Source organism: Vibrio pomeroyi, assembly GCA_041879425.1.
GTDB lineage: Bacteria > Pseudomonadota > Gammaproteobacteria > Enterobacterales > Vibrionaceae > Vibrio > Vibrio pomeroyi_A.
Map to the genome: position 1 here is coordinate 712,007 of CP090855.1, position 13,301 is coordinate 725,307.

Annotated in this window: 11 protein-coding genes; 6 read left to right on the forward strand and 5 right to left on the reverse strand. The window is 44.1% G+C overall.

What is annotated here, in order from left to right:
* Nucleotides 1–41 precede the first annotated feature (41 nt).
* Both L0992_19125 and L0992_19130 read left to right on the forward strand, forming a co-directional pair.
* Nucleotides 42–938 carry a LysR family transcriptional regulator gene (locus L0992_19125; protein XGB70127.1) on the forward strand — a complete coding sequence of 299 codons (897 nt, stop codon included), beginning with the start codon at nt 42–44 and terminating at the stop codon, nt 936–938.
* 152 nt (nt 939–1,090) lie between these two features.
* Nucleotides 1,091–2,935, forward strand: coding sequence for an EAL domain-containing protein (locus L0992_19130; GenBank protein ID XGB70128.1), 1,845 nt, complete (start codon nt 1,091–1,093; stop codon nt 2,933–2,935).
* Nucleotides 2,936–3,041: 106 nt separating this feature from the next.
* Here the strand turns inward: L0992_19130 and L0992_19135 are convergent, their stop codons facing one another.
* From L0992_19135 to L0992_19145, 3 genes are all read right to left on the reverse strand, one after another.
* A complete protein-coding gene (locus L0992_19135) occupies nt 3,042–4,352 on the reverse strand; it encodes a peptidoglycan DD-metalloendopeptidase family protein (GenBank protein ID XGB70129.1) in 1,311 nt (436 codons plus the stop codon).
* Between the two features lie 367 nt (nt 4,353–4,719).
* Nucleotides 4,720–5,019, reverse strand: coding sequence for an isoamylase early set domain-containing protein (locus L0992_19140; protein XGB70130.1), 300 nt, complete (start codon nt 5,017–5,019; stop codon nt 4,720–4,722).
* Between the two features lie 126 nt (nt 5,020–5,145).
* Nucleotides 5,146–5,799 carry a hypothetical protein gene (locus tag L0992_19145; GenBank protein ID XGB70131.1) on the reverse strand — a complete coding sequence of 218 codons (654 nt, stop codon included), beginning with the start codon at nt 5,797–5,799 and terminating at the stop codon, nt 5,146–5,148.
* Between the two features lie 31 nt (nt 5,800–5,830).
* On the opposite strand from L0992_19145, the gene L0992_19150 reads away from it, so the two are divergent.
* The 4 genes from L0992_19150 to L0992_19165 all read left to right on the forward strand — a co-directional run bounded on the left by L0992_19150 (nt 5,831) and on the right by L0992_19165 (nt 11,045).
* Entirely contained in the window at nt 5,831–6,313 is a 483-nt protein-coding gene (locus tag L0992_19150) for a GFA family protein (GenBank protein XGB70388.1), read from the forward strand.
* Nucleotides 6,314–6,463: 150 nt separating this feature from the next.
* Nucleotides 6,464–7,138, forward strand: coding sequence for a DUF1275 domain-containing protein (locus L0992_19155; protein XGB70132.1), 675 nt, complete (start codon nt 6,464–6,466; stop codon nt 7,136–7,138).
* Nucleotides 7,139–7,366: 228 nt separating this feature from the next.
* Nucleotides 7,367–8,737 carry a YjiH family protein gene (locus tag L0992_19160; GenBank protein ID XGB70133.1) on the forward strand — a complete coding sequence of 457 codons (1,371 nt, stop codon included), beginning with the start codon at nt 7,367–7,369 and terminating at the stop codon, nt 8,735–8,737.
* A 436-nt stretch (nt 8,738–9,173) separates the two neighbouring features.
* Nucleotides 9,174–11,045 carry a methyl-accepting chemotaxis protein gene (locus L0992_19165; protein XGB70134.1) on the forward strand — a complete coding sequence of 624 codons (1,872 nt, stop codon included), beginning with the start codon at nt 9,174–9,176 and terminating at the stop codon, nt 11,043–11,045.
* Nucleotides 11,046–11,173: 128 nt separating this feature from the next.
* Here the strand turns inward: L0992_19165 and L0992_19170 are convergent, their stop codons facing one another.
* Together L0992_19170 and L0992_19175 are read right to left on the reverse strand one after the other, a co-directional pair.
* Complete coding sequence (locus tag L0992_19170; protein ID XGB70135.1) at nt 11,174–12,580, reverse strand: alpha-amylase; 1,407 nt, start codon at nt 12,578–12,580, stop codon at nt 11,174–11,176.
* Nucleotides 12,581–12,862: 282 nt separating this feature from the next.
* Complete coding sequence (locus tag L0992_19175; protein XGB70136.1) at nt 12,863–13,141, reverse strand: peptidylprolyl isomerase; 279 nt, start codon at nt 13,139–13,141, stop codon at nt 12,863–12,865.
* Between the last annotated feature and the right edge of the window lie 160 nt (nt 13,142–13,301).

A 13,301-nucleotide genomic window follows, 5' to 3' on the forward strand; every position in this document is an offset into this window, starting at 1 on the left:
TAACCAAATTGGAATTTAATTAAGTCCCAACAGGAAATAATATGGATTGGATTCTCAACGTAAAAAGCTACGTTAGAGTGGTTGAAGAAGGCAGTTTCAATGGCGCTGCACGCAAGCTCAATACCACCAGCTCAGCGATCAGCAAAAGAGTAAATTGGCTAGAAGAACGCATCGGCACTCAACTTTTAAAGCGCACCACTCGCTCAATTAGCCAAACCGAAGCAGGCGCACTCTTCTATCAAAGAGCAAAAGATCAGCTCGATAATTGGCAGTCGATCATTGATGAGACTCGTTCGGTCAACCAAACCCCTGCGGGCTTGCTAAAGATAGGCGCGACCATTGCGGTTGGCTCTAAGTTTCTTGTGCAATACATGGACGACTTCTTAGAAAAGTACCCTGATATTAAGGTTCAACTCATCACCACTACGCCCGGTCAACTACCCGAGCTTGGCTTGGACTTGGTAATCAGTCGTGAACTAGAACAACTCAACTCGTTAAGCTTTAAGAAAACACCACTGTTCGAGCATAGAGCTAGCTTCTATGCAGCACCAAGCTATCTCGCCAAACACGGTTACCCCACTTGTGAACAAGATTTAGAGCAACACAACTCGTTGATTTGGGGAGAACGCCCGACCCGTGAAGTGGCACTTACCAAAGGGCAGCGAATCACGTTAAACGGTAACTTTGCCACCACCAATCCAGAAGCGTTATTTCATGCGGCAAAGCGTGGTATGGGCGTGTTGTTAACCATCAAAGCGATGATCAAAGAAGATCTAAAACAAGGGACATTAGTTCCAGTATTGCCAAATATAACGGCAGATGAAGTGATGGTTTACGCGTACTACCCTAAGCTTGATTACTCACATACTCGAACCAAGCTGTTTTTGGATCACCTCAAAGAGAGACTGGACCGAGAGCGAAGCACTCAGATTCTGTGAAATAAATCACATTTAAATTTGAAAAGTTATACAACACGACCAATAATAAACTAGACGCATATTGTTTTGTATGCACAGTTTGTATGCACAGATAGACAAGACCTTACATAAACAGCTTACACAATGATTCTGGTTAGCTATGGATGGTGACTATGACTCAACATACCCACAACAGCATGATAGATACAGAGCGCATTGGGCGTTTACTTAAGTTGGAAGGTATCGACCTTTTAGAGTCGGCTGTGCTCACGTTGCACCAAACATTTGGTACTCAATACACCAGTATCATTGAGAAGAAGTACTTCCCGGACCAAACGGTTCCCTTGGTGATTGCCCACTCCGACCATGTACTGCATGACAAAATCAACGCTCGTCATGGTCACATTTACCAACAGGCAGTGAATCAACGTCACCCAGATTGTTCGTTTGCGCAATATGTCATTCAGTCGCTTCCTACGTCGGCGTTTAGGCAGGAAATCACCTCACAAAACTCGATAGCAATTCCTACTCGTACCCAAAGTGGTGAGGTCATGGGAGTGCTGTTCTCAACGTTCACCTCTCCTCTTAGCCCAGACCAACAACATGATGTGATCAAGCATCATCAGCTATTTGCTGACATCATCATCCACACGCTAAGAGAGATGTGGTTCAATGATCGCTCTGAACAACTGGTAAATCAGCTGAGTTACGAGGTATCACACGACAGCTTAACTGGTTTGTTAAATCGCAGCTGCTTATCCGATACCTTAGAATCAATCACTCAACAGAGCGTTACCCCATTTACATTGGCCTTGCTCGACATCAATAGCTTCAAAGCCATTAATGATATGCACGGTAATTATATTGGTGACAAGGTGCTGCAGTTTGTCGCAGAAACATTGCGCCGAACCTTACCTGAAAGCAACCTGACTTTTCGAACTGCAGGTAATGAGTTCGCCTTCATCACCTACCATTCCGACCCGATAACCGTGTGCGAACAAATACTGGCCAAAATTAAACAAGGCTACAGTAGCGTTGATATCAAGATAGATTTCGACATCAGCATCGGAATTGCCAGTTCGGATGGAGACAACAAAGATGTCGAGCAGATCATCTTCAACACAAGCTTGGCGCTTAAAGAGTGTAAACACAGCCAAGATACCCATATTCAATGTTATGACACTCACTTAAGAGTTCGTTACCAAAGAAAAACCGAACTAGTCGCTGCGCTACGAAGTGAACTGGAAAACCCAATTTCACAAAGCTATATCCCCGACAGCAATGGCATGTACGTGGTGGTACAGCCAATTGTGGGTCAAGGTGAAACGCAATGGGAGTACTTCGAGGTACTGACTCGCTGGAAAACAGCCAGACATGGTGACATCTCACCCGTAGAGTTTATTCAAGTGGCTGAAGAATCAGGGCTGATTGTCGAATTAGGCGAACGCATTATTGAATTGGTGTGCCGCGCTAAAACAACACTAGAGCAAGGCTTAGGCTATAAGGTTAAGCTTGGAATCAACTGCTCCGCGCATGAGCTTACCGATTCGAAACGTTATATCTCCTACCTGACTCGAACCATTGAACAGCACCATTTCAAGGCGAATGAGTTTGTTATCGAGTTAACCGAAACCGTTCTGTTATCGCCAACACAAGAGACAAAATCCGCGCTTAACTTTTTGAGAGGACAAGGTTTCACGATTGCACTCGACGACTTTGGTACAGGCTACTCCAGTTTGAATTACATCCACAGCTACCCGATCGATTGCATTAAAATTGATGCGACCTTTATTCGGAACTTATTGACTAGCTCGACCTCAGAGAGCGTAGTGTGGCTGATTGTTCAATTAGCCCATAGGCTCGATGTATCTTTGGTTGCGGAAGGGGTTGAAAAACGTGAGCAATTAGAAAAACTGCACGCGATGGGATGTGACAAGATCCAAGGTTACCTCTACTCACCTCCAATGCGACCTGAAGCTATCGTTAGCTATGTCGCGCACTCAGAGCCTTTAGTTTAACCCCTTACCGAACCTTCTACTGAGAACTAAAAAGCCGCAAGACCATCATTAAACACTGACTGTGCTTCGTGATGCTCTTGCGGCTTTGAAACAGTTTAATGGCTAGCTACTTACTAGCATTATTAACCATTGCTAGATTGCGCGTTTCCAACGCTGCCTTCAATAGCTTGTCGGCTTCATCTCTCGCTGCTGTGAACGTTGCTTTTTCCTTTTTAGGCACAGAATCGGCCATTGGGATATTCGCTTTCATCGCATCAACAGGGCGACCACGTTCGATCAGTTCATAGTGCAAGTGAGCACCTGTCACTCGACCTGTTTTACCCGATAGGCCAATACGTTGACCACGAGATACCGTTTGTCCTTTACGAACAAGGATCTTGCTTAAGTGCAAGTAACGCGTTTTATAAGTGCTACCGTGTTGGATCACCACATAGTTACCCGCATAAGGGTGTTTACGCGTCATGATCACTTTGCCATCACCCGTTGCTTGAACAGGCGTGCCAATTGGTGTCGCGAAATCCGTACCATTGTGCGGTGAGATTCGACCAGTCACTGGGTGTAGGCGTTTAGGGTTAAATTGAGAACTCTGACGCCAGCTGCTGCTTACAGGATAACGTTGGAAAGCACGTTGAAGGCTATCACCATCCGCATCGTAGTATTGACCATCGGTATGAAGATACGCAGACACTACACGGTTCTTATTAATGATCTTAATTGCTTCAATTTCGCGTTTGCCTGTAGCAACACCATCAACGAATTGCGCTTTCTGAAGCACCTCAAACTGATCGCCAGCACGTAAGTCACGACTGAAGTTCAGCTTGTCTTTAAGAAGAGTCACAATATGGTCAATCTCAAGGCTGTTCAGGCCCGCTTTATTTGCCGACATTGAGAAGCTGCCATGAATATCACCCACGAGAGGTCGCTGCTTCCATTCGCCCGGAATAGAGATATCTTCAAACTCGTATGTGCCGTCTTCAAGCAGTCGATAAACCACTTTATCCGCAACACTAAATTGAAGTTCCATTTTGGAAAGATCGCCCGTCGCCTCATCACGCCAAAAACGCAATGTGTTACCCGGACGAAGCGTGTCTAACGCAAGGAAGTTTAAATCGGTTTCCATCACGCTCATCATCGATTTATAAGAAAATCCAAGCTGAGTGAAGATGCTACTTAAGTTATCACCCGTTTGAATTTGGTATTCAAACGTTGGCGGCTCGATAACAGTAACAGAAGAAGGTGACAGAATAGACTCAATCACGGTTGAGTCGGGTAAATCAAGATCGATCGTTTTCGTCAGATCCGATTGTGACGATTGCAAAGCAACACCAATCGCAGCAATGAGTGGCAGTCCCAAAATAGCTACTTTTTTTACAGGTGAAAGCTCAGCAAACGGAGAGGGAAATATTTTTGAATACACGGTAAACAGGTCTTTCTACGATATAAAGGCATAGGATATGCTTTTCAAACGCATAAATCATCAATGCATTGTCATAATATGACGTGAATCTGCCTACGTAGAGCTAAGTCATTGAGTTGCCGTAAGTGAACGTTCATTTCTCTCCAAATAAAATTAACCGCTAAATTTGAAAATAAAAAAGCAGAAACGGCTAGTTCCTGCTTTCTATTGATTTACGTTATTCCGTTTCGGATAATTAATAAACGAAGCGAATTAGTCGCTATTTTTAGAAAATGAAGCGCTTAAACGACCCGTTCCATTATCACGATTGAAGCAAAACGGCTGAGTTCGAAAAACGCGAATTTTTACCTAAAACAAACGGTCGCGATTAAGCGTTAACCGTCGACACTAGGCAATTGTCTTCGCCAAACTCATTTGGAATGTAACGGTCGGCATTCGAATCGTTTACCCATTGCTGATCATCAACTAGGTAGCGAAATTGAAACTCGCCATCTTTAGGTAAGCGAGTTTTGAATTTGTAGACTTTTCCTTTCGCCAGTTTTTTCATTGGCGTGGCTTTCCAGTCAAGGAAATCAGCAACAATGGATACAGAGTTCGCTTCTTGAGCTTCTAGCTCGAAGGTCACTTCTACTTCATCTTTCGTCTTAAAAAAACGTTTATTAATCATTCGCAAGCTCCATTTGTAAAAGTAAGCAGACACAAGCACAGTAAAGTGTCTAAATTTCATTCATCTTATTAAGATAATATGTAATTTGGCTCACATAAACAACAAATCCTTGCACTAACGAAAACGCTATTGCTTACCAATTGATTGCGTATCAAAAGAAAAGCTCATCAACACCTTTTCAGAAGGGGGTTCTGCAAATGATTGTTCCGCAGAATGCTGAGTAAAGCCGATAAAACCTTCCCCAGTGAGTTTTTTCTGTGATTGCGAATCTGGCTGATGAGCGACATCCAAAGTCTGAATTTGCACGCGATCGCCTAAGAATAATTGATCAACTAACACCACACGGCTTCGCTGCTGATCATGTTTGAACAGACCAAGGTAATAGAATACGCCGCTGCCTTGATTCGATATCCACATTGGCGCAACGAAAAAGCTCGCGTTGCCCAAGGTCACAGCAGAAAGACTTTTCGTATCAACAGTCACCACACCACGCTCTACTCCAGAATCATAGCGACCAAACGCAATTGCTTTTGGTGCATCGATTTCATTAATAAAAGCATATGCGTTAGTTTCAGGTACTTTGATTGTCCATGGGTTGGTTGTCTTCAAATCAAAAACGGTTTCTACCACTGGGTCATAACTGACTTGAGAAGAAGGAAACTTAGCTAAGATTTCTTCATCACTTAAACTAAAACGATAAACACCCGCCAGTATCACCACGACCAGCATGACGATTGGAATCATTAAAATCAGAGGTATAGGCAAGATTTTCTTTTTCATGAGCAACTATATTCTTTTGTTTTCATCAGTTGTGCAGACCATAAAGGGCTTTAGTATAATTATCAATACAGGGTTAACCAGAAGTGGAGCATGGATGGATATCAATCATATTAAAGACAGAAATATCAGAAGTTGCGAATGTCGCTGTGGAGCCGTCAATCTCGTATGCCGCGGTGAGCCTCAACGTACCTCTGTGTGTCATTGCTATGAATGCCAAAAACGCACAGGAAGCGTGTTCGGCGTTCAAGCTCGGTTCCCAATTGAACAAGTCACACTCAGCGGAGAGGTCACCTCTTTCTCACGTATCAGCGATACAGGCAACGAAGTCACCTATCAGTTTTGTCCTCAGTGTGGCACCACTATGCTTTTACAATCGGTTGCCGCTGCCGATTTTTATATCGTCCCTCTCGGGCTGTTTAAAGAACAAGATTTTCCATTGCCAAGTTTTTCAGTTTATGAAGAGCGCAAACATGGTTGGGTCAAATTTGACCATCAAATGAGTCACTATAATTAGTGGCTACAACCCTCTAGTATTGCGATAGCACCTGTAAAGAAACAAACTGCAATACTGTTGCCCAAGATCAAATATGAAAGCCCCGCAACGCTAGCGTATCTTGTCGCTAGCGTTATAATCTGCTCCTCTTTCTAACCCAGGGTGAACCACATGATTTCTAAGCTACCTCGCTGGGTTGAATACGGCGCCCTACTGTTAGCAGGCCTTGCTGGCAGCGTAAATGCTATTGGGTTACTTGGTTTCCAGCATCAAGCCATCTCACACATCTCTGGCACCATGTCTTTACTCGGCAGCAGCCTACTCACCCCAACTTCAGCATCCGTGCACCTTTTATTGGTGATCATGAGCTTTATGTTAGGCGCAGCCTTCAGTGGATTCTTTATTGAAAACCAAGCACTGAAGCTAGGACGCCGCTACGGTGTCGCGCTATGTATTGAAGGTGGGTTGTTGTTCTTGGCGCTTTGGGCACTATTACAAGGCTATATGTCCGGCCAATATTTCGCTTCAGCCGCATGTGGACTGCAAAACGCAATGATCACAACTTATAGCGGTGCGATCATTCGTACCACACACATGAGCGGGATCATCACGGATCTTGGGATCATGATTGGCGCTCGCCTTAAAGGCATGCCCTTTGACCGCCGCAAAGCCAAACTGCTGATGTTCATCGTTGTCGGTTTTTTATTTGGAGGCTTAACGGGCGCTTGCTTGTTCCAACGCTTCGAAATAATAGCTCTGGCGTTCCCTGCCTCTTTCGCCTTCATAATTGCGTTTAGCTATTGGCTATACTTGACCTATCGAACTGAAACGCCAGTAAATTTATAAATACCTGGCAATATATCCTCAAACTACGTAACATCCGCAACACTTTATTCTAAACTCTTAAGGAGTTGCAGAATAACCAGTGTGAATACTTAGCGATATTTGATGAATAGTATTGCAAGCGATATTAATACTGGGTAATCTTGCACCCAATGAGAAAATACGGACGTTTAGTGAATAAAAATGCCAAGGATGTGGCTTTTTTACGTGTAGAAATTCGAGAACAATAACATGTCTAACAACACGAATACTGCTCAAACAGAGAAATCTAAAGGCAGTTTCTGGGTTTTCTTAATCCCATCATTGATTGGTTTATTCCTGTTCATGGCGCCAATCAGCTACCAAGGCGATCTCACCATCCCTGTAGCGATCTTAGCCAAGTCAATTCAAGCGGTTTTCGGTGAGTACCTAGTCTCTATCATCACTGCGATCGTCGCTTTCATGTCTGTAGCTTCCGTTTTAAGCACCATTTTCAAGCCTACATTCATTACATCGAATTCATTTTTAAACGGCCTTTTCAACCCATCTCCACTGTGGTTGTTGGTTCGTTTGATTGGTGGTGCTGCGGCATTCATGGCGTTCTTCCAAGTAGGTCCAGAGTTTATTTGGGAAGAAAACACCGGTGGTTTAGTGTTAGAAGGCCTACTTCCTACACTGTTCTCAGTATTTATCTTTGCGGGTTTGCTACTGCCTCTTCTACTTAACTTCGGTTTATTAGAATTGTTCGGCACCCTGTTAAGTAAAATCATGCGCCCAATCTTCAACCTACCAGGTCGTAGTGCTATCGACTGTATGGCTTCTTGGTTAGGTGATGGTAGTGTTGGTATCCTTCTTACCAGCAAACAGTACGAGAAGAAATTCTATACTCAGCGTGAAGCTGCAGTTGTTGGTACGACTTTCTCGGCAGTATCGATTACATTCAGCCTTGTGGTAATTGCACAAGTAGAGTTAGAGCACTTGTTCCTACCTTTCTACGCAGCAATCTGTCTAGCGGGTATTGTGGCAGCGGTAATCATCCCTCGCCTTCCACCACTAAGCATGAAGAAAGACACCTTCATTGACGGTAGCAAGCCGCACAAAGACGCTGACGCGATTCCTGCAGGTCACTCAACATTCTCTTGGGGCCTTGAGCTAGCAGTAAACAAAGCGTCACAAGTGAAGTCGGCTAAGTCTGTGTTTGGTGAAGGCGTACGTAACGCTGTGGATATGGTCTTTGGTGTACTGCCAGTGGTTATGGGTCTTGGTACCATGGCGTTGGTGATTGCGGAATACACTTCTGTTTTCTCATTCCTAGGTCAACCTTTCATCCCATTCCTAGAGCTACTTGGTGTACCTGAAGCCGTTGCAGCGTCTGAAACGATCGTTGTTGGTTTTGCGGATATGTTTATCCCAGCAATCCTTGCAGCTTCTATCGACAACGAGATGACTCGCTTTGTTATTGCAGCAATGTCAGTAACTCAACTGATTTACATGTCTGAAGTAGGCGCTCTGCTTCTAGGTAGTAAGATCCCAGTGAACATCTTGGAACTGTTTATTATCTTTATTCTGCGTACTCTAATTACGCTTCCAGTTATCGCTGGTGTAGCTCACCTAATATTCTAAATTAGATGCTACTTATATAAGTAAATAAGCAGACAGAATTATAAGCCTCACTTTTGTGGGGCTTTTTATTTGCACAAAATATATACACAGCGTTATTTGAATTTTAATCAATATATAAGTTCTGCATATCATTTAATTTCATATTGTTTATTCACATCGCCTCTCGTTAATAGAAAACTGAACGCATAATCTGCAAATTAATACATTCTTAATTCTCCCTTAAACCCCGTCTAGCTTCATTCCCCAACTCATTGAACCCAATAATAAAAGTAACAAATATGTGATTTAGTGAATTTTGTATTGTTTGGGTTGTTGTATTTTTGTAGTCTATTTTGTGAAATTACATTCAAGTAAATTTCAATCTTGTCGATATATATAATTAGAAAAACACGATTAACTTTAGTCTTCGCAAAGCCTGTGAGAAGGGGAAAACTCAATGAAATTTAGCCATAAGGTGGTTGCTGCATCATCAGCCTTGCTGCTAGTGACAGTATCATTGCTTTCAATACAACAACTTTACACCGTTAGAAGTGCTGTAGAGAACCACGTCAATGCGAGTCTTAATGAGATGGTCTCGGGCGTAAAAAATACCGTCGTATCCGAGATGAATGCCAAGAAAGCTTTGGCGCAATCGACGACTGAAGTCATCGAGATCAATCCTCAAGATCGTACTTACGTAAAAGAAATTTTAGAAAAGCCAAAGCTTAAAAACAGCTTCCTTGCGGTTGGTTTTGGTTATGAGGCAAACGGTTTCGTCATTGAAAATGATGACGGCTGGGAGGCCGGTCCAGATTACGACCCACGAATTCGTCCTTGGTACATTGATGCTAAATCCAAAAACAGTTTAGTTGTTACCGCGCCTTATGTGGATGCATCAAGTAAGAAGGTCATTATCTCAGTGGGTACGCCAGTTAAAGACAACGGCCGCTTTACTGCAGGTATGTTCTACGACCTAGAACTGACCAACCTTGCAACCTTGGTGAACCAAGTAAACCTGTTTGATGCGGGCTACCTATTCCTAGTGACAGCCGACGGCACAACGATTGCTCACCCGAATGCTAAAAACAACGGTGAAACGCTTTCAAGCTACATGCCTCAAGCGACTATTCGTGAAGGCTCTCAAGAGATCGAAGTCGACGGCAAAATGTTCCTTGTTAACTTCACACACATCCCTAGTGAAGATTGGTACATCGGCGCAATCCTAGATGAAGAGATCGCTTATCAAACCGTTGAAGACTTGAAAAACAGCTCAATGATCTACTCATTGATTGCGGTAATTCTTAGTGTCGTTGCACTAACGGTTCTGATCCGCGTGTTGATGCGTCCACTGGATGCGCTTAACCAAGCGATTCAAGATGTAGCGAGCGGACAAGGTGACTTAACTAAGCGTCTTGATACCAACACAGACCAAGAGTTCTCTGACCTAGCGAAAGGCTTCAACACCTTTACGGAAAACCTGCAAAACCAAATCATTCAATCGAAAGCGATTGGCGTTGAGATTAAGCGTGGTACTGAATTCACAGTGAAAGGTGCTGGCGAATCTGCGAATGCAATGAACACGCAATTGCAAGAGCTTGAGCAGCTCGCGACCGCAATGAACGAGATGGCGGTTACCGCAACAGAAGTAGCAAACAACGCTCAAGGCGCAGCAGCAGCGGCTCGTGAAGCTGACGAAGCAACGCTAGACGGTACCTCTGTCGTAAGTGAAACCACTCAAGCGATTGATAACTTATCTGAGCGTATCGACCAAGCCGTTGCAGAAGTACAAGTACTAGAATCAGCGACCGCAAACATCGAAACGATTCTGAAGGTAATCAACGATATTGCAGACCAAACCAACCTACTAGCACTGAACGCAGCGATTGAAGCGGCACGTGCGGGTGAATCTGGTCGTGGTTTCGCAGTCGTAGCTGATGAAGTTCGTACTCTGGCGCAACGTACTCAAGAATCGACCACTGAAATTCGTAACATGATCGAGCAGCTTCAAGCAGGCGCAAGCTCAGTATCGAATGCGATGAACCAAAGTAAAGACACCGCAACTGACGCCGTTGAACGTGCTCAGCAAGCTAACTCTTCACTTGACCGCATCCGTGACGCGATTCAGCGTATCTCTGATATGAACATCCAGATTGCTTCAGCAGCAGAAGAGCAGAGCTTAGTAGCGGAAGAGATCAACAACAACACCGTTAAGATCAAAGACCTTTCAACACAAGTATCAACAGCAGCTCAAGAAGCGAATACCGCAATGCAGCAGCAAACTGACAATGTTCGCCAACAAGACGAGCTATTGAATAAGTTTACGGTCTAGCCACGGTTTGGCTCAGTCGCCGTTTGGTTGAGTCGCCATTTGGTTTAGCTACCGAGCAATAACTTAAAACAAAAAGCCCCGCTTACTGATTGCCAGTAAGCGGGGCTTCTCTTTCTAACCTATCCGAGTTAACTCGTGACAGGTTTCAATTCATTCGTCGTCAACATCATGCATTGGTTCGATTCCACCTTAATGGTTAAATCCTTACCCACACATTCAAACACATCACCCGACAGTAAATCGGTTACCGCACCTGTCCAATTTAATGAGGCGGTTTTACTGCGTTTCGACTTGTTGATCACCACAATGCCTTTGTCGCCGCGGACAAATACCAGCAAATCATCATTCGCTTCAACCACACGCATCGCTTCGCCATGAACATGATTATGGAATTGAATCATGCTTTTCATGTAAGGCGCTTGCCAGTCGTTAAGCCAACGAGGCTGACCATTCTGATCCAGAATACCGCTCGTGCTTAATTCACTATAAACCAGTGGTACACCACCATCTCGGCCAAGAATGAAGGCATGAGCCAATCGTTCGTCCACTTCGTCCATCACATGTTCCAAAAACACCTCGTTGTTTGGAATGTCATGGGTCACGGCAAAAGTGATGGCTCGCATGTTCGATAGAGCCTGACCGAAACAGTAAGGGTTGATCAGAGACTTAAAGCTGCCCTGCTCTTCAAAGGCTTTGAAGATGGTATTGAACAGAGGGAAATCGTACGCACCTAAACGCGTGTGTTTCAGGTATGGTTCAAGGAACAGCTCGTATTCTTCTTCCGTCGCACCGCCATCGGTAATGATCTCGCCAAAGATGTGCATTTCTTCACAGATATCATCAGTCCACACCTTACGCAGGTGTGACAGTGTCATGTGTTTCGCAGCATCAATGCGGAAGCCTTTCACACCAATCGCTTTCAAGGCTTTTAGGTACGCTCGCTGTTGTGCAACCACATTGTCGTTGTCTAACAGCGTTGGTAAACCAGGATCGCTGGCTCCGCCAGTAATACGTCCGTTCTGCACTTCCCAAGTGTCTTTCCAGTTTTTGATACCAAACGCTTCCACAAAGTCGTTTTCATCAAATAGAGGTTTAGAAAGATCACCAAACAAACGGATAGATTCGTAGTAGTCAGCGTCTTTTTGGTAAGACGCCATATCTTGGAGGTTCGGATACGTTAAGTCACTGCGAATGCCAGATTCGTTTGCCATGTGGTTAAACACCACATCCACATAGGTACGAAGCCCATGTTGCTTTAACGTGTCGACCATCGCTTTAAAATCTTGCGTGTCACCCAACTGATTATCGATCACACGATAGTCTTGCGGCTGATAGCGTTGCCACCATTGAGTACCAGAATCTCGGTCGCAACCTTTAGGGCCACGTAACGACTTCATTGCCGGTGAAACTAAAACAGATTTATAACCCAACTCTTGGATCAGTGGGGCGTTCTTCATTACGTCAGCGTAGCACCAGTCAAAGGCATGCAATATGACATCTGTCGCTGGGTTGCTTAACATAGCTGAACTCTCCATGTTGTTCTCCTACCAAACTCGTTTACAGCTTTTTAGAAAAGGCAAAGGCTAAAAGGCAAAGCTGCATAAATTTCCTCAAGAATGGCATTTATTATATGAGTTACTCATTAAAAACCCTCCTCCTCCTACCAATTACTCACGGTGGATAGTTGAGGGCGTAGCACCAATTATCGCATAACGTCTGGGATGAACACTCAGCCATTGTGCTTTTAAATGCACCAAAAAGTCACAAAAAAGGAGCGTATATACGCTCCTTTTATTCTATCTAACACATATCTTACACTAGGTTCTGTAAAGAACCTTAACTACGTGCCAACCGAATTTAGTTTTTACAAGATGTGGTACAAGCGTCTCGCCAGAGAAACAAACCTTATCAAACTGAGGCACCATTTGACCTTTCTTGAACTCGCCAAGGTCACCGCCCTTTTTACCAGATGGACAGGTTGAATGTTTCTTCGCTAGCGTTTGAAATTTAGCGCCCTTTTTAAGCTGCGTCATGATGTCTTCTGCTAGTTCTTTATGCTTCACCAGAATATGAAGCGCTGCTGCTGTTCTTGCCATGATAATTCTCAGTTTGTTGCTGTCTGCTTGTCGACTAACCATCGACAGCGAGTATTTAGCGTGATTTTAACCCAAGAAACACCATTCTTCACTCTATAACCGAAAACAACCGCCTTAAAGCCCCTAAAAACAGTAGAGTTACTTGCCGCGACTGCTATTT

What these genes read in the sequence shown, in the direction of transcription:
- L0992_19125 (XGB70127.1), top strand. Translation starts at nt 42, where the DNA reads ATGGATTGGATTCTCAACGTAAAAAGCTACGTTAGAGTGGTTGAAGAA.
- L0992_19130 (XGB70128.1), top strand. Translation starts at nt 1,091, where the DNA reads ATGACTCAACATACCCACAACAGCATGATAGATACAGAGCGCATTGGG.
- L0992_19140 (XGB70130.1), bottom strand. Translation starts at nt 5,019, where the DNA reads ATGATTAATAAACGTTTTTTTAAGACGAAAGATGAAGTAGAAGTGACC.
- L0992_19145 (XGB70131.1), bottom strand. Translation starts at nt 5,799, where the DNA reads ATGAAAAAGAAAATCTTGCCTATACCTCTGATTTTAATGATTCCAATC.
- L0992_19155 (XGB70132.1), top strand. Translation starts at nt 6,464, where the DNA reads ATGATTTCTAAGCTACCTCGCTGGGTTGAATACGGCGCCCTACTGTTA.
- L0992_19160 (XGB70133.1), top strand. Translation starts at nt 7,367, where the DNA reads ATGTCTAACAACACGAATACTGCTCAAACAGAGAAATCTAAAGGCAGT.
- L0992_19165 (XGB70134.1), top strand. Translation starts at nt 9,174, where the DNA reads ATGAAATTTAGCCATAAGGTGGTTGCTGCATCATCAGCCTTGCTGCTA.
- L0992_19170 (XGB70135.1), bottom strand. Translation starts at nt 12,580, where the DNA reads ATGGAGAGTTCAGCTATGTTAAGCAACCCAGCGACAGATGTCATATTG.
- L0992_19175 (XGB70136.1), bottom strand. Translation starts at nt 13,141, where the DNA reads ATGGCAAGAACAGCAGCAGCGCTTCATATTCTGGTGAAGCATAAAGAA.